Here is a 17,726-nt window from a genome sequence, read left to right on the forward strand (position 1 = left end):
TCATAATCTATCTGTTTAATAAGCTGCTCTTCTTTCATATAGTCAAGTATATTCAAGTAGTTAGCTTGTTTTACTAAAATAGCAGCTTGCTCTTGACTTATTATATTATTATTTTGTGATATTAATTGATTATTATTTTTAGAAGCCATGTTTATAAGGCTTTATATTAATCTTAAAAAGCTCATTATCATCTAAGTAAGATTCATAAAGTTTTATATAATTAGTATTTTTATTTATTTCATTTTTACATTTAATAATATTTGATATAAGTTTTTTATCTTGTTCTGGAGTTTTTATACCAAAGTATATATTTTTTATAATGGCTGGTTTCAATATACCATTTTTGTTTTTTTCTTTATCGTCATATATTATTCTATATTCATTTTCATATTTCCATTCTTTTGCTTTTATACAAAATAAATCTATAAATGATTTTATATAATATTTTTCTGTTTTAAAATCTTCTATTCTTTCAAAAATATTTACAATTCTATTACTTTTCATAATAGTATTCTTATATAAAACTTTTTTAATGGTATAATTATTTATACTATTAAAATCATATTCTATGCAAATACCCTGATGTTTATCAGCATAATGACTCCACATTAAAGTATTATTGTTATGTGTAGTCAAACAAGCTATTTTGATTCTATCTAATAAATTTTGATAATCGTTTAATATACTTTTAGTTTTTATAATCGGATCAATAGGGTCATTAAAACTATTTGTATTACTTAGCCATATATTATCATTTATAATAGTTGATATTGTATTTGTATTAATTTTTATATAATTAAATAAACTAATTTTATTAATTTTTCTATTAAATAATTGAAATTCGATATTTATTTTTTTTACAATATCATTAAAAAGTTCTATATTATTATTTTTTATATTTTCATCTTTTATTTCTAAAAATGCCCTAACCAATCTATAAGTTTTGGGATATTCAAATACTGATAATATATTTCTTATTATATCTACACATTTACCATATTCTTCTTTTTTATGTACCTTGCCTTTCGCTTCATTATTTCATTCAAAAGTTCTATGGGCAAAATGTATTGCACTCCGCAGTCTTTTATAATGTTCTCCCATAATATGCTCACCTGTGTACCCTGCGTTATAGAGTTGGTTGAAACAAAAGCGACTTTTATTTTTGTACCTTTTATAAACTCTGCCGACTTTTTATACCAAGCACTTACATAGTCTAAATCGCCATATCCTTTCATATTATTAAATACTTTTTTCATTTCCTCACTTTGTTCTTTGCTTTTCATTCTAGCACCCACAAAAGGAGGATTTCCGAGTATATACGAAAGCTCTTTTATATCTATTATATTTTTCCAATCAATCATTAAAGCATTTTCATTTTTTATAACTGCAGATTTTTTTAATGGTATTCTTTCAAATGCCATTCCAAACTTTACAGATAGTTTTAAATTCATTAAATGATCCATAAGCCATAAAGCAACTTCAGCAATCTTTGCGGGGAATTCATTTATCTCTATGCCGTAAAAATTATCAACATCTATCAAAGATAAATTTGAAATATCTATATACAATATTCCGTCTTTTAAATCCTCTTTATAAATCTCTGTTAATATATCTATTTCTAATTGTCTTATTTCTCTGTATGATATAATTAAGAAGTTACCCTTCAAAAAATTCATTATAAAAAGTTTGCTTTTCTGCATTTTCTCTTTTTTCATTTTCCCATTTCTTTTGAAAATCCAAAGCTCTGTTTTTTATTTCATTCCAAGATAAATTAGCCATAAATATCAACTCCTATTATATTTTTATATTATATCATATTTTTATAAAAACTTAAAAATAGTATATTGAATAAAATAGAAAATATAATATAGTCTTTAATCATTAAAATAAATTTTTAAATATTAAAGGAATGATAATGAAAGTTTTTATTAGTGCAGATATAGAAGGAATTACTACAACTACACAATGGCCCGATACCGATGCTGGAAGTTTAACTTATAAAGAGCATGCTTTACAAATGACTAAAGAAGTTAATGCAGCATGTGAAGGTGCTATTGAAGCAGGAGCAAAAGAAATATTTGTAAAAGATGCCCATGACTCTGCTATGAATATAGATCAGACAGCTTTGCCTGAATGTGTAAAGATACATAGAAGATGGAGCGGCGATCCTTATTCTATGATAGAGGGTATTGATGAGAGCTTTGATGCTGTTATGTTTATAGGATATCATAATGCAGCGTCTATAGGCAATAATCCGCTTTCTCATACTATGAATACCAGAAATGTTTATGTTAAGCTTAATGAAGTGCTTGCAAGCGAGTTTATGTTTTTCAGCTATGCGGCAGCTTATAGAAAAGTACCTACAGTTTTTTTGTCTGGAGATAAGGGTTTATGCGAGGAAGCCTTGAAAATGAATCCTAATCACCCTAATTTGATAACTCTTCCTGTAAAAGAGGGTATAGGTTATTCTACTATCAATTATTCTCCTAATTTGATGGTTAAGATGATTAAAGAAAAAACTAAAGAGGCTTTGAGTCTGGATTTTAAAGGCAAATTGTTAAAACTTCCTAACAATTTTAAATTGGAAGTATGCTATAAAGAACATGGCTACGCTCATAAGGTATCATTCTATCCGGGAGCAAAAAAAATTAATGATACTACAGTAATTTTTGAAAATAATGACTATTATGAGGTGCTAAGAGCCTTGAAATTTATATTATAAAATAATATAATACAATAATCCGATAACTTATAAAAGCCTTCTTAAAAATCTTTTAAGAGGGCTTTTTTATATTATATAAATTATATTTATGGAAAATACTTATGTCAGAGATTTGGGATATTTATGATAAAAACAAAAATAAAACAGGAAGATTTCATCAAAGAGGAATGCCTCTAAATAAAAATGATTATCATATAGTTATACATGCTTGGGTTGTTAATAGCAATGATGAAGTTATAATAACAAAAAGACATAGCAGTAAAAAAATATGCCCTAATATGTGGGAATGTACTGAAGGTTCTATACTTGCAGGCGAGGATAGTATTGACGGAGCGGTTAGAGAACTCAAAGAGGAAATAGGACTTGAATTCAAAAAAGAAGAAGGTATATTTTTAACTTCTTTTATATTGGAGTTTTCTAATACGATAGTAGATTCTTTTATGTTCAAAAGAGATATAAATATAAATGATTTGATATTACAGGAAAATGAAGTAAGTAATGTAATGATTGTGAATAGAGATAAATATTTACAGATGTGCGAAAGTGGAGAGATTATTTCTTCTATAAGATATTTTTATGATATTTATGATAAGCTAAAAAATAAAAGAATATAAATTAAAGTATTGATACTTACAGTAGAGGCAAAACTTATACCATTAAAAAACTAATCTTTAAAATTACAGCATAAGTTTTAATAATTTCAGAATATTATATTCAGGCATTTTCCAGATGGAGATGAAGGCATTTCTATTTATGAAAAGGATAATTCATATATTTGGAGTAATTTAATTCCAAGTATATTAGAAAATATATCCAGATTGTGGCAGTTTACTATATTAGACAGTACAGGACTTTTTAATCTTAATAGTATAATAGAGCTTGCCAAGATTATTTTTTATATAATGATATACCTAATAATGTTTATTTTATAGAGTGAAATCATTATATAAATTTGAATTTCTTTTCAAATGATATAAAAGTAAATAGTCTGTATTTTTATAAAACAATATACAAAGAAATAAAAAAGTCATTTACCATAATCAAACAATCAAAAGATAATAATAATATAACAAAAGAGAAGATATTGAAATGTAAGTAAGTTTTTATATTAGAAATTAATAATGGAGCGGGCGAACGGAATCGAACCGTCATCTTTAGATTGGAAGTCTAAGGTAATAACCATTATACGACGCCCGCGGAATTTTAAGTTCTAGTATTATAGCATACTAATAAAAAAAAGCAATAGTAAAATTGATACTTTTTTATTATATATTAATCAGTTTTATACCATGTTCTTTGGAAAGCTCTTCATATTTTTTATCGCATTGAACATTATCGCCTATAGCACTACAGCAATTCATCATAACATTTATAGTTTCTGTTACATTTCTTTCATTACTGTATATCTCACAGAATTGTTTTACACTTTCATAAACGCAATAATCTTTTGCCTCTCCGCATATATATATTTTATCAGCATTTCCTATATCATAAACCCAAGATATATCATATTCTTTAGCGTACTCTGTAATAACTTCAGGTCTTATTACACCGTACATCTCAGTAAAATTATCCTGACCTTTCAAAATTTTATTAATATAAATTCTTCTTGATGCTTCAAAAAATAAAAGTATATTAGAAAGCTGTTTATCTATAAGCCAGCCATCAGAACCATATATGCAATGATAAGGCCATATCATTAAATTCTGACTCTTCTGCCATTTCAATTTTTTTACATAGTCTATTTGTATACCTTCATCATAAACTGCTATTATTTCATCGTTCTCTATTTTTTCTAAAGTTACCTCAGTAAACGGGGAAATAGGTTTATTATCATAATCTCTCCACATAATAGGATGAAATATAGAATCATATCTATGAGTATCCAATGTAACATAAATAGCTGAAAGTCTGCTTATATTATCATATATAAATCTTATTATTCTTTTTAAATCATCTACCGCACCTTTTACAGGTAATGCCCCTTTTTCAGTATCCACAAAATCCCTTTGAGGATCAACTATCAGTAAATTAATTCCTTCATCTTTGAAATCTCTTATGACTTCATTGCTGCATTCCTGTGCCAAACTGTAAATTTCCTGCTGATTTATAGGGTTAATCTCTTTACCTATATAATCTTCATTTACTATTTTTTCATAAGGTATTTTTATTGACATATGATAAGTCCTAATTATTTATTTATGATGATATTATATAAATTTTCTTTTTAAAAGTAAATAATTAAAAATAAAAAAGGAGACTTAAAATTAATAAGAGTACTATTTTATTTAAAAATTTACAAAATATTAATTAGATTTTTCATATAATAATCTTCTATTTCTATCTATAGAAGTACTATTAATTAATTTAACTTCATACACTCCGATATTCTGCATTGATATACTAATATTTTAACATTCAGATATACTCTGTTTATTGTATCAAAAACTTTTTGAGGTACTTTAAGATGTATCATTATTATACCCATACAAAAAGTAGCATAATATAAAAGCTTTTATTATTAAAGCTTTTATATAAAAAATACTTTATCATTAATGGAAATTATTGTTTATTATTCTTCTTCATCTTGCAAATCTATAAATAAAGTATAAAAAGCACATATATCATTATTTTCATCATAAGCAAAATATGAAGGATAATATCCATCTCCATAACCGCTTGTAAATAACACTATATTAGAATCACTTTCAGGTACATTCCAATTAAACCAATCACCATATTCAGATTGATATTTAGGATTTTTTTTGGCATTATCCTCTAATAGATCAGAAAATAAATCATCATATCTATTATCAAAATCTCCGTTACTCTCTTCCTCAAGTTTTTTTTCATATTCTAAATATTTTTTAGCAGTATCATAATCACATACACATCCCATACCAGCATCAACAGGATAGCCGAAAAACTCTCCTTCTTGCACTTCAGATAAATCTTCTTCTCCTGTAACAGCAAGTTCATAAGTTTTAGGCTTATTATCAGAGAAAGAAATTTTAGCCATAGCAATTCTCTCTTCATCTTTTATTATAAGAAGTGAAACTTTATATTTACCTACTTTCACAGTTTGAATAAAAGATTCTATATCATTATCATATAAATAAGCTAAAGGATCGCATGCTATTAATTTTCCGCTTGATAAATTAACCTCTCCAATATCTAATATATCAAGTTCAATATCATTAAATTTTTTATCCTGAAAACCCTTATCCAAATCAAAACTAGGCATAAGTAAATGTTTTACCTTATAAAATTGTTCTTTAAAATTCTTATCCATACACAGTTCCGAATATTTTATTATTAATAATATACTATAAAAAAAGAATAAAAACAAATAAAAAAGGCATTGTATATAACAATGCCTATAATTTTGTGTAAATAAAACAATATTTAAACAGACTCTACATTTCTAGTTGCTATAATATCAACTCCTGTAACATTACGAAGTACAGTATCCCCTATATTAATAGGTGCTTGAACTTCTATCTTTTTTAAAGCCTCTAAACATTCATTGATTCTTGATTTATCAATAGGCTCTTTAGTTTTTACAGGAAGCATCTTTAATTTTCCGTTTTTAACTCTTACTATAGAAGTAATCATTCTCACAGGACGTACAACCTCATCTCTGGCATAAGTATCGCCTCTTTTGCAAGTATTACCACTTATATCCACAACTTTACTTCCGTCTAATTCTACAGTCAAAGCACAGCCCATAGGACAGCATATACAAGTTAATTCCTTTTTTTCCATATAAAATCCTTAGGTATTAAATATTAATTATCCTCTATCTTAAACTCAATATTTTTTAAGCCCTCTTTTGAAAGCATAGCTTTATCGAGTTTAATAGTTTCCATTTCTCCAGGAGCAAATATCAAATGTTTTTTATGTATTACTCTCTCGCCGTCAAAATAAACATTCAAAAATTTATTATGAAATATATTAGAAACTCTAAATCTCACCATAACATAATCATCAACATTATCAGCATTAATCATAGAAGGCACAGTATATCTCACTCCATTAGAACCCTTTAATAAAATAGAGTTTTTATCATCTCTTCTTTTATTTTTCAATACATAATCAGCAGCACTCTTACCAGCAGTTTCAGCCTCTTCAGAAACAAAGTCCACCAAATCATGAACATGAAGTACATTACCGCATGAGAATACTCCGTCAATATTAGTTTCTAAACTTTCATTAACTATAGGACCTGAAGTTATATTATTAATCTCCACTCCAATCTCTTTTGAAAGCTCATTTTCTGGTATAAGCCCAACGGATAAAAGCAAAGTATCGCATGAATAATATTCTTCAGTACCTTTAATAGGCTTCATATTCTCATCAACCTTAGCTATAGTAACACCTTCCAATCTTTCCTTTCCTTTAATATCAATAACAGTATGACTGAGTTTAAGAGGTATTGCGAAATCGTCCAAACATTGAACTATATTTCTTTTAAGCCCACCAGAAAAAGGAAGTATCTCAGCAACCACTTTAACTTTAGCACCCTCGAAAGTCATTCTTCTAGCCATAATAAGTCCAATATCTCCAGAACCAAGTATAACAACTTCCTTGCCAGGCATATAACCTTCAATATTAACTAAATGCTGAGCAGCACCAGCAGAGAATATTCCAGCAGGTCTGTATCCAGGTATATTCAAAGCCCCTCTTGAACGCTCACGGCATCCCATAGCAAGTATCACAGCTTTAGCATTAATATCAATTACACCTTCATCTTTATTTATATAAGTAATTTTTTTAGTTTTATCATTATTAACTATGATATCCAAAACCATAGTATTAAGTTTATAATTGATATTTAAATCTATAAGTTTTTCTATAAATTTATATGCATATTCAGGACCTGTAAGCTCCTCTCCAAATCTATGAAGTCCAAAACCATTATGTATGCATTGATTAAGTATGCCTCCGAGAACCTCATCTCTTTCTAGCATAAGTAAATTATCTATACCATTTTCTTTTACAGAAATGGCAGCAGCAAGCCCAGCAGGACCTCCACCTATAACAACAACATCATAACACTGCATATTTACTCCTTATCATATCCGATAACTATTTCAGAACCCTTACCACATTTAGTAATAGTTATAGGAGAAACATTAAGTTCTCGTGCCAATATCTCTATTATTTTAGGAGAACAGAATCCTCCCTGACATCTTCCAAGCCCTGCCCTTACTCTTCTCTTTACTCCGTCTATAGATTTAGCTCCTATAGGGCTTTTTATAGCTTCTATTATCTCTCCTTCAGTAACCTTTTCACATCTGCATATTATATGTCCATATAAAGGATTTTCTTTTATAAGCTTATTTTTCTCATCATTGGAAAGAGCAGTAAAATGAGTTATTCCTTTTCTCTTTTCTATAAAATTTTCTTTCTTTTCAAGATTAGCCTTTTTACTAACGATATCGGCAACCATAACACCTATGGCTGGAGAAGAAACAAGTCCGGGAGATTCTATACCTGCACAGTCGAAAAATCCTTCGCAGTCTTCAAGCTCTTTAATTATAAATTCATGATTATCCTCATGAGGACGAAGCCCACAAAAGGAAGTAATAACCTTATTATAAGGAATATTTTTAACTGTCATTTTAGATTTCTCTATAATCTGAGCAATCCCTTCAGCTGTAGTATTAAGTCCCTCTTTATCCTCTATATCTATAGCAGTAGGTCCAAGCATTATATTTCCATGTGCTGTAGGAGTTACCAAAATACCCTTACCCAATTTTGTAGGAAGTGCAAATATTGTAGAAGTTACCAAATTATCCACTTCATTATCAAGCAGAATATAATCACCTCTTCTAGGAGTAATATGTATTTTATTTTCACTCATCATATTATGAAACTTATCTGCATAAACTCCTGCAGCATTAACTATATATTTAGCTTTTATAATACCATTATTAGTTTCAGCTTCAAAAGTACCATCAGAAAGTTTTTTAATATTAATTACTTCAGTGTTAAATTTAAACTCAACTCCATTAGCATAAGCATTTTCAGCATAAGCAATATTCAAAATGAAAGGATCAACTATACCGCCTGTAGGAGCATATAAAGCAGCACATACATTATCATTAAGATTAGGCTCTTTTTCATGAACCTCTTCTCTATTTAATATCTGCAGTCCCTCAACTCCGTTTTTAATTCCCCTGTCATATATATCCTGCAAATTAGGTATATCCTCTTCATTAGTGCATACCACTAAAGATCCATTCTGCTTAAAAGCTACATCAAGATCCTCAGCTATCTTTTTCATCATCTTATTGCCAAGTACATTTAATTTAGCCATAAGAGAACCTGTTTTTGCATCAAATCCAGCATGCACTATTCCGCTGTTAGATTTTGAAGTACCAGAACAAACATCTTCTCCCCTTTCAAGCACACATATACTTGCTTTATACCTTGAAAGTTCGCGGGCTGATGAAGTACCTGATACTCCTGCACCTATTATCAATATATCATACATAATATATTCCTCTTTTTAATTAGCAATTCTATAAAATTAATGATATGTATATTAAATATATAATGCATATACATTAATTAATGATTAATTATAAAGCCCATCCTCTTGATCTCTCAACGGCTTTCTTCCATCCCATATATTTTTTATTACTATCTTCTTCAGAAAGTGAAGGAGTAAACTCTCTCTCTAATTTCCATTTGCTTGAAATCTCTTCTTTATCCTTCCAGAAACCAACTGTAAGACCAGCCAAATAAGCAGCACCCAAAGCTGTAGTTTCTGTAATTTCAGGACGAAGAACCTTTGTATTAATAATATCAGATTGGAACTGCATCAAGAAATTATCTCTGCATGCTCCACCATCAACTTTTAATGAAGATAATTTTACTCCGCTGTCTGCCACCATAGCATCAATAACATCTTTACTCTGATAAGCAATAGCCTCTTCTGCCGCCCTTATTATATGACTTCTATTAACACCTCTGGTAATTCCTACCAAACAGCCTCTTGCATACATATCCCAATAAGGAGCACCAAGTCCTACAAATGCAGGAACCAAATAAACTCCATTAGTATCTTTTACTTTTGTAGCGAAATATTCAGTATCTTTAGCATCATGAAGAAGTCTTAATTCATCGCGTACCCATTGTATAACAGCTCCAGCTATAAATACAGAACCTTCCAAAGCATATTCTATCTTTCCATTATATCCAATACCTATTGTAGTGATAAGTCCGTTTTTACTTAATATAAAATTCTCGCCTATATTCATAAGAATAAAACTTCCAGTACCATAAGTATTTTTTGTATCACCCTTATTAAATCCAGCCTGTCCAAATAATGCTGACTGCTGATCTCCTGCTATTCCAGATATAGGTACTTCCTTTCCATTAATATTAGCATATCCATAAACGCATGAAGAATCTTTTACCTCTGGAAGCATACTCATAGGTATATCTAATTCTCTTAAAATATTTTCGTCCCATTTCAAGTCCTTAATATTATATATCATAGTCCTTGAAGCATTTGTATAATCGGTAACATGAACTTTTCCGCCTGTGAGTTTCCATACAAGCCAAGTATCTATAGTACCGAAAAGCAAATCTCCTTTTTTAGCTTTTTCTCTAGCACCAGCCACATTATCAAGTATCCATTTGATTTTAGTACCAGAAAAATAAGCATCAACTACCAATCCTGTATTTTCTCTTATATATGTATCAAGTCCCTTTTTCTTTAATTCATCACATATAGGAGCAGTTCTTCTGCATTGCCAAACTATAGCATTATAGATAGGCTCTCCAGTATTTTTATCCCAAACAACAGTAGTTTCTCTCTGATTAGTAATACCAATTGCAGCTATTTCTTCAGGCTTAACTCCTGCAATCTGTATAGCCTCCTGCAAAACACCAAACTGAGTAGCCCAAATCTCAGCAGCATTATGCTCAACCCAGCCGTCATGAGGGTAAATTTGAGTAAACTCTTTTTGTGCTACAGAAACCATATTCTGATTATAATCAAATACTATAGCTCTGCTACTTGTTGTACCTTGATCTATTGCAACTACATATTTTGCCATAATTAAACTCCTTTATTAATTTTATAACTATTAAATTTATTTTTGTATATTCTCAATTTTTATTTCTTTGAAAATATTTTTCCTATTGTGATATCATAAGTAATAGCTCCTAAAACTCCTCCAATTATAGGACCAATTACAGGAACTATCCAAATATTACTGCCATCTGTAAGTCCGTTATTTTTAAATCCTGCTACTACAGAAAAAAGTCTAGGAGCTAAATCACGAGCTGGATTGATAGCATATCCATGCATATATCCGAATGATGTACCTATAACAACTATTATTAAACCTACAATTATAGGACCTAAATTAGCACCAGCAGGCGTATTATTAGCATCTCCTGAAGCTAGTATTAAAAACATCAAAAGAAATGTACCTACAACCTGATCTATAAATCCATATAAAAATCCTGAAACAGCTGGGAAAGTAGAGAATACACCTGCAGTAGTTTCAAAAGTAGGATCTACCTCTATCCATTTTCCATAATAAACGGCAAACACTATAGCAGCCCCAATAAAAAAACCTATCATTTGAGCTACTATATAATACCAAACTTTAGACCATTCAAATCTTCCTGTTGTTGCTAATGCTAATGTAACAGCGGGATTTAAATGAGCACCGCTTATTTTACCAGATGCATATATACCAAAAGTAACTGCTAATCCCCAAGATATATGTATATTTATAGCTGTACCATTATTTCCTAAAACCACAGAAGCAACAACTCCTAATCCAAATAATGCTATTATCATAGAACCTATTACTTCTGCTAAAAATTCATATCTTTTATTGTACATAATTTTTACCTCCAATTAATAATAATTTTCTAATATGTGTTTTATCTATATTTTCTAATTTACTCCCCCAACTCTATATTGTTCGCATACAGGACATTTTTTAGGTGCCTTTGATTCAGTATGAACATATCCACATTTAGGACATTGCCATTTTGATAAATTACCCTCACTTCCTTCTAAAAATTGTTCAAATATCTTTTTATGACCTTCCTCTATTTTGGCAACATGTTCGAAAAGCATGGCTATATCTGTAAAACCTTCATCTTTAGCTGTTTTAGCAAAATTCAAATACATCTCTGTAGACTCATAATTCTCACCAGCAATAGCATCTCTTAAATTTTCATCTTTAGATAATATTCCATGATAACGTTCAAACCATAATTTACCATGCTCCTGCTCATTTCTTGATGCCTTCTCATAAGCTAATGCTAAATTCTCCATACCCTCTTCTCTGGCTTTTTCAGCATAGTACATATATTTGCATCTAGCTATAGCCTCTCCAATAAAAGCTGTTTTTAAGTTTTCTGATGTTTTAGATTTTTTAAAATCCATATATCCTCCTTAAAAATTTTATATCTCATGTTAACTAGTATAGAAATTTTCTTAACTAAATATATATTCCAATAAATAAAAAAGATATTTTGAATTTATAAAAAAATAAAATATTTTTGAATTAAAATAAAATCTATTTTAATTGTAATAAATATACATATACCACCTTATGGTATAAAATGTATTATTTATTGATGAATTCATATTAAATTGATAATTTAACAATATAATAGTTGATATACATATACTATGTAGACATATGTTATAACAAAATATTTTTTATCAAAATCAAACATTTTGTACATATTTAAGTTATATTTTTTTCATTTTATTATGAAGAATAACAACACATAAGAAAGCAAGTAATGATAAAACAGCTCCTCCAAAACCAACCCATTTTAATCCATAATTATAAAATATGCTGCTGCCTACAAAAGAACCCAATACTATTCCAAAATTAAATGAAAATGAATTATTTGAAGATGCTAAAGTAATACAAGACGGATAATCTTTTTCTGTAAAATCTAATACATTTAATTGAACAGGAGAGTTCATTAAATACATCAAAAAACCTATAATCAAAATAACTATTACAGAACTTATATAATTATTTAAAGCAAAAGGTAAAATTATCATGCATAAAAACTGAATTATAAATACATATCTCAATCTATATACACCATTATTTTCTGCCAATTTTCCTGAAAGAAGATTGCTGAAAAGAACTGTAATACCAAATATAAGTAATGCAACACTTATATATTTATTAGGTATATGTATATAATTCAAAAAAATAGGTTTTAAGTAAGTATAAAGCACATATGAAGATGCTGCTCCAAATAATATCGTAAATATACTTAATATAAATCTTATATCTTTAAATATAATAAACTGACCTATCAATTTTACTTTATGAATAGCTGTATTTCTAGGTAAAGTGATAAACATCATAATAAGTATTAAAATACTGAAAACAGATATAAATATAAATGATGCTCTCCAGCCGAATTTATAACTTATAGTGGTTCCTATAGGTACCCCGAATATAGAGGCTATACTAAAACCTGAATAAATCCAAGCTACTGTCATAGGTCTTTTTTCCTTTGGAACTATATATGGAGTAAAGGAAATTGAAACTGATATTAAAGCTCCTGATATTACAGCTATAAGCATTCTTATAATAACTAAAAAAGTATAATTAGAAGCCAATGAACATAAATAATTACCTATTATAAATAAAATACCTGCTGATATTATAAAATGAAATCTATTGAATTTCCCAGCAATTGCCGCAGAAAATGGAGTGCATACAGAATAGGATAAAGCAAACATAGATACTAAACTGCCAGCCATAACCTCTGTAATTTTTAAACTTTCAGATATATCTGTTAAAACACCTATTACTATAAATTCGCTAGTACCCAAAGCAAAACTTAATAAAACCAAAGAAATTACAGCAAATAAATGATTCTTTTCTTTTATATTTTCTATATTTTCATTATTACTTATTTTATTAATATCAGATAACATAAATACAACTCTAAAAAATGATAATTAGTTCTATACCATTTTTGAAAAAAATTCAATTATAATATACAATTTATCGAATAATATTTATAAAAAAATGGAATAAAATTATGGAAAATTTACAAAATAATAATTCGTCAAAATACTTACAATTGGCAAAAGAAAAAGAAGAATCAGGAGAATACGATAAAGCTCTAAAATATTATGAAAAATCTATAGAAGAAGATTATAACAATATAGAAGCATATTTCGGCTGGAATCTTATGAAATCATATATAGAAATGGAAAAAGGGGGAAATAAAATCGAAGAAGATAATATATACAATTATAATAAACATATAGAACTTATGAATGTATTTAATAATCTATTAGATAATGATAATAATTTAAATTAATAAATATTTTAATTCTTTATAAATTTCTAAAGCAAATAAATGATGCCCGTTCTCATTCAAATGAACTCCGTCAAAATAAATATCATAATAATTATTGTATTTTAAAATATTATTAATAAAAATATCATATGTATTTATATATTTAATATTATTTTCTTTTGTGTAACTTTTTATAAAATCAATATACTCAATTAAAACATTTTCAAATTCATCAATCATATTAGAAGCTTCAAAGAATGTAAAAGCCTTTTTAATGAATGGAATGGGACTAAATACTATTATATCTATATTATTTTTAATTGCTTTATTTATAATGCCTATCATATCATCTTTTATTTTTTCCAAAGATCTGCATGTAAATATATCGTTCACTCCAGCCATTAAAATAACTTTATCAGGATTATTATTTATGCAGTCAATATCAAAACGGGAAAGCATTCCAGAAATCATATCTCCATTAATGCCTTTATTAATAAATTTAATATCCTTATTATCTTCAGTGAATTTGGAATTTAAAATATTAGACCATACTTTATTTCTTGAAATCATATATCCATAAGTAGTGCTATCTCCAAGACAAATTATATTCATAATATATTACTCCGATATAAAAGACATTTTAAAAAATTTATTTTAATTAACTATAGCCTCTTTAAATCTAAAATCTATTCTATGCGTTTGATTCTCCTGATACTGAAGTGTCTTTAATATAGCAGCCAAATCTACAAACTTCTCAACCTTTACATATTTTTCCATTATCACCTGCACCTGATAGCCTCTAGGATAAAGTATCAAATCATTACCATAAGCATTTATTTCTGATATTAAATTATATATCTCATTATGATTAGTCTTTAAATCATATATAACAGAAGATAAATATTTAGAATAATCATTTTCTACAATAGTATTTGTAGGATTAATTGTAAGACCAGTAATATAAGGAACATCATAATTATGAATATAATCATTCTTTATAATATAACTGTCATCTGTAATTTCATATATTCCAGAACTAGATTCCAATAAAAATAATGTTTCTCTTTCTACAACATTTATTATAAGCAAATCTGGAAAAGATATTTTTATGCTACTTAATTTGAGTCTTGGATTATTTTCTATGTCTTTTTTTATTTCTTCTCTAGGAATATTGAAAATATTTATATTATTATATTTTGAAAGATTAGCCTCTTCCATAATATCTATAGGATTTAAATATTCTAATCCTCTTATCTCAACTCTCAATATTCTTGCTTTATTTATAATTATGATGCAGCTTAATATTATAATGATAAAAACAAAAAATATGATTATTTTTTTTATTATACTTTTCTGCTTATCGGTAAGTTTATTTTTTTTCAACTTTTTTCTAAGTTTGCTTTCTTTAAAATCTTTCATTATTGTAAGTTTAATATCTTAATATTTAATTGACTTCACATCCAGCATCAAAATCTTTTTCAGGTCTCATAACAGAAAAAGTTTCTCCATTATCAGCCAAAAGAAGCATACCATGAGAAGTAATACCTCTGAATTTTTTAGGCTTCAAATTAGCTAAATAAAGCACAGTTTTTCCAACCATCTCTTCAGGCTTATAATACTCAGCAATAGAAGAAACTACTACTCTCTGTTCGCCTCCGCCTATATCAAGTACAAATTTCAAAAGCTTATCAGCATTTTCTGCCTTTTCAGCTACTAATACTTTGGCAGTTAATAATTCTAATTTATCAAAATCTTCTTTTTCTATATTAGGTTTATGCTTATCTTCTTTAGGAGGATTAACATGCTTTTTATTTTCTTCTATAGTTGTTCCTATCTCTTTTTCTATATCATATCTATTGAATAAAGGCTCACCTTTTTCTACTTTTATTCCAGCATTTAAAGAACCCCATTGCTTAGCACTTTCTAAAGAAACGCTATCTCCTAAACCTAATCTATTAAATACCTTTTTAGGAGTATCGATAAAAAATATCTGTAAATATGCTGTAACAATATAGTATACTTGAAATGATATATACATTACATTAGCTAAATGATCCCTTTTAGCTTCATCTTTAGCTAAATTCCAAGGAGTGCTTTCCTCTACATATTTGTTAGTCATTCTTATAACTTCCCAAATATATGATAATGCCTCATGAAATTTAAAACTATCTAAAGCATATTCTACATTAGCATCAAGAGTAAGAACCATTTTTTTAAGTTCCTTCTCTCTATCTCCGTAAACACTTTCAACCTCATCAGGAAGAATACCATTAAAATATTTTCCAAGCATAGTAGTTATTCTATGCCATAAATTACCATAATCATTAGCCAAATCGCTATTTATTCTTTTTAATAAAAGCTCCTGAGAATAATATCCGTCAGAACCAAAATTAATCTCTCTCATAAGGAAATATCTTAAAGCATCAACTCCGTATTTATCTATCAAAGTATTAGGATCAACAACATTCCCCCTGCTTTTACTCATTTTTTTACCATCATCAAAAAGCACCCAGCCATGTCCGTATACCTTCTTAGGAAGAGGTATATCAAGCATTTTAAGCATTATAGGCCATATAACCGCATGAAAACGAACTATCTCCTTACCTACAAAATGTACATCTGCAGGCCAATATTTTTTATACAAATCCTCCTGTTCATCTTCAGGATAACCCAATGCTGTTATATAATTTGATAAAGCATCAATCCATACATATATACTATGCTCGCTATCAACAGGACAAGGTATACCCCATTGCAAACCCTTACGGCTAACAGCTAAATCTTCAAGCCCAGGAAGAAGGAAATTTTTAAGCATTTCATTTTTCCTCTCTTTAGGCTCCAAAAATTCAGGATGCTCATTATAATAATCTATAAGCCATTGTCCGTATTCTGAAAGCTTAAGATAATAACATTCTTCCTCTTTGTACTCTAATTCTTTTTCACAGTCTGGGCAATAGCATTTTCCATCATCTTTTTTTATAACCTGACTTTCTGTAAAAAATGCCTCATCACTTACACAGTAAAGACCCTTATATGAACCTTTATAAATAAAACCTTTATCATAAAGTATTTTAAATATCTTCTGTACTCTTCTCTCATGATAATCATCTGTTGTTCTTATATAATGACTATAATCAATAGAAAGCTTTTTCCATAATTCTTTGGTGGCATTAACAATATTATCAACATAAGACTTAGGAGTAGTACCTGCAGCCTCGGCTTTTCTAGCTATTTTCTCTCCATGCTCATCAGTACCTGTTAAAAAATAAACATCATATCCCATTATCCTCTTATATCTAGCCATAGTATCTGCAGCTATAGTACAGTAACAATGCCCTATATGTAAATAATCTGAAGGATAGTATATTGGAGTTGTTATATAAAACTTTTTATCTGTCATCTGTATGCCTCCATTTTAGTCATATATTTAGATATTAAAAAACAAAATCATTATACTAAAATTAGATATTTTTGTAAAGTGAAAAAAAAATTAATACATGTTATATTTTCTTAAATAAAATTAAATATAAATCCTATAATAATTATCTAATAAATATTAAAAAAAATGATTAATAAATAGCAAGATTAGATATGATTTTTATGTAAAAACCAAATAATATGTCCATTTTTTTATTTTAATATATATATATATATATATATATATATATTAAAATAAAAA

The 17,726-nt window shown here is 28.0% G+C and carries 17 protein-coding genes, 1 tRNA gene and 2 pseudogenes; 3 read left to right on the forward strand and 17 right to left on the reverse strand.

Annotation, left to right across the window (positions count from 1 at the left end):
* The 4 genes and pseudogenes from Q1J76_RS09860 to Q1J76_RS09875 all read right to left on the reverse strand — a co-directional run.
* A pseudogene (locus tag Q1J76_RS09860) lies at nucleotides 1-149 on the reverse strand (tyrosine-type recombinase/integrase); the annotation flags it as partial.
* Nucleotides 139-933, reverse strand: coding sequence for a DUF2971 domain-containing protein (locus tag Q1J76_RS09865; protein WP_300369904.1), 795 nt, complete (start codon nucleotides 931-933; stop codon nucleotides 139-141). The pseudogene Q1J76_RS09860 and the gene Q1J76_RS09865, both read right to left, overlap by 11 nt.
* A gap of 108 nt (nucleotides 934-1,041) precedes the next feature.
* A pseudogene (locus Q1J76_RS09870) lies at nucleotides 1,042-1,697 on the reverse strand (DNA methyltransferase); the annotation flags it as partial.
* The gene (locus Q1J76_RS09875) at nucleotides 1,657-1,779 is read right to left on the reverse strand and encodes a hypothetical protein (protein WP_300369906.1); all 123 of its coding nucleotides are present in this window, start codon (nucleotides 1,777-1,779) and stop codon (nucleotides 1,657-1,659) included. The pseudogene Q1J76_RS09870 and the gene Q1J76_RS09875, both read right to left, overlap by 41 nt.
* Nucleotides 1,780-1,915: 136 nt before the next feature.
* On the opposite strand from Q1J76_RS09875, the gene Q1J76_RS09880 reads away from it, so the two are divergent.
* The gene (locus Q1J76_RS09880) at nucleotides 1,916-2,722 is read left to right on the forward strand and encodes a M55 family metallopeptidase (RefSeq protein ID WP_300369907.1); all 807 of its coding nucleotides are present in this window, start codon (nucleotides 1,916-1,918) and stop codon (nucleotides 2,720-2,722) included.
* A gap of 101 nt (nucleotides 2,723-2,823) precedes the next feature.
* Nucleotides 2,824-3,336: an NUDIX hydrolase gene (locus tag Q1J76_RS09885; protein WP_300369908.1), complete on the forward strand. Its 513-nt coding sequence runs from the start codon at nucleotides 2,824-2,826 to the stop codon at nucleotides 3,334-3,336.
* 508 nt (nucleotides 3,337-3,844) lie between these two features.
* Here Q1J76_RS09885 and Q1J76_RS09890 read toward each other — a convergent pair.
* The 10 genes from Q1J76_RS09890 to Q1J76_RS09935 form a co-directional block, all read right to left on the reverse strand.
* Nucleotides 3,845-3,919: transfer RNA gene (locus Q1J76_RS09890), tRNA-Gly, on the reverse strand.
* Between the two features lie 68 nt (nucleotides 3,920-3,987).
* Entirely contained in the window at nucleotides 3,988-4,899 is a 912-nt protein-coding gene (locus Q1J76_RS09895) for a cysteine hydrolase family protein (RefSeq protein WP_300369909.1), read from the reverse strand.
* Between the two features lie 395 nt (nucleotides 4,900-5,294).
* Nucleotides 5,295-6,014: a DUF4241 domain-containing protein gene (locus tag Q1J76_RS09900; RefSeq protein WP_300369910.1), complete on the reverse strand. Its 720-nt coding sequence runs from the start codon at nucleotides 6,012-6,014 to the stop codon at nucleotides 5,295-5,297.
* A gap of 113 nt (nucleotides 6,015-6,127) precedes the next feature.
* On the reverse strand, nucleotides 6,128-6,487 hold the full coding sequence (locus tag Q1J76_RS09905) for a DUF1667 domain-containing protein (protein ID WP_300369911.1): 360 nt from the start codon (nucleotides 6,485-6,487) through the stop codon (nucleotides 6,128-6,130).
* 23 nt (nucleotides 6,488-6,510) lie between these two features.
* Nucleotides 6,511-7,785 (reverse strand): NAD(P)/FAD-dependent oxidoreductase, encoded by a 1,275-nt coding sequence (locus Q1J76_RS09910; RefSeq protein WP_300369912.1) that lies wholly within the window; start codon nucleotides 7,783-7,785, stop codon nucleotides 6,511-6,513.
* 2 nt (nucleotides 7,786-7,787) lie between these two features.
* Nucleotides 7,788-9,221, reverse strand: a complete 1,434-nt coding sequence (locus tag Q1J76_RS09915) for an NAD(P)/FAD-dependent oxidoreductase (RefSeq protein WP_300369913.1) — start codon at nucleotides 9,219-9,221, stop codon at nucleotides 7,788-7,790.
* Nucleotides 9,222-9,309: 88 nt separating this feature from the next.
* A complete protein-coding gene (glpK, locus tag Q1J76_RS09920) occupies nucleotides 9,310-10,794 on the reverse strand; it encodes a glycerol kinase GlpK (RefSeq protein WP_300369914.1) in 1,485 nt (494 codons plus the stop codon).
* A 59-nt stretch (nucleotides 10,795-10,853) separates the two neighbouring features.
* Nucleotides 10,854-11,594: an MIP/aquaporin family protein gene (locus tag Q1J76_RS09925; RefSeq protein WP_300369915.1), complete on the reverse strand. Its 741-nt coding sequence runs from the start codon at nucleotides 11,592-11,594 to the stop codon at nucleotides 10,854-10,856.
* Between the two features lie 54 nt (nucleotides 11,595-11,648).
* Nucleotides 11,649-12,146: a rubrerythrin family protein gene (locus Q1J76_RS09930; RefSeq protein ID WP_300369916.1), complete on the reverse strand. Its 498-nt coding sequence runs from the start codon at nucleotides 12,144-12,146 to the stop codon at nucleotides 11,649-11,651.
* Between the two features lie 312 nt (nucleotides 12,147-12,458).
* The gene (locus Q1J76_RS09935; protein ID WP_300369917.1) at nucleotides 12,459-13,676 is read right to left on the reverse strand and encodes an MFS transporter; all 1,218 of its coding nucleotides are present in this window, start codon (nucleotides 13,674-13,676) and stop codon (nucleotides 12,459-12,461) included.
* Between the two features lie 107 nt (nucleotides 13,677-13,783).
* On the opposite strand from Q1J76_RS09935, the gene Q1J76_RS09940 reads away from it, so the two are divergent.
* Complete coding sequence (locus Q1J76_RS09940) at nucleotides 13,784-14,068, forward strand: tetratricopeptide repeat protein (protein ID WP_300369918.1); 285 nt, start codon at nucleotides 13,784-13,786, stop codon at nucleotides 14,066-14,068.
* On the opposite strand, the gene Q1J76_RS09945 is transcribed toward Q1J76_RS09940, so the two are convergent.
* Genes Q1J76_RS09945 through metG form a run of 3 tightly spaced genes read right to left on the reverse strand, consistent with a single transcriptional unit; the run spans nucleotide 14,060 to nucleotide 17,447 of the window.
* The gene (locus tag Q1J76_RS09945) at nucleotides 14,060-14,659 is read right to left on the reverse strand and encodes a GDSL-type esterase/lipase family protein (RefSeq protein WP_300369919.1); all 600 of its coding nucleotides are present in this window, start codon (nucleotides 14,657-14,659) and stop codon (nucleotides 14,060-14,062) included. The genes Q1J76_RS09940 and Q1J76_RS09945 overlap by 9 nt on opposite strands.
* Nucleotides 14,660-14,701: 42 nt before the next feature.
* Nucleotides 14,702-15,466 carry a cell division protein FtsQ/DivIB gene (locus Q1J76_RS09950; protein ID WP_300369920.1) on the reverse strand — a complete coding sequence of 255 codons (765 nt, stop codon included), beginning with the start codon at nucleotides 15,464-15,466 and terminating at the stop codon, nucleotides 14,702-14,704.
* A gap of 25 nt (nucleotides 15,467-15,491) precedes the next feature.
* Nucleotides 15,492-17,447, reverse strand: coding sequence for a methionine--tRNA ligase (gene metG, locus Q1J76_RS09955; protein WP_300369921.1), 1,956 nt, complete (start codon nucleotides 17,445-17,447; stop codon nucleotides 15,492-15,494).
* Between the last annotated feature and the right edge of the window lie 279 nt (nucleotides 17,448-17,726).

This window comes from Brachyspira sp. (genome assembly GCF_029258575.1).
Classification (GTDB): domain Bacteria; phylum Spirochaetota; class Brachyspiria; order Brachyspirales; family Brachyspiraceae; genus Brachyspira.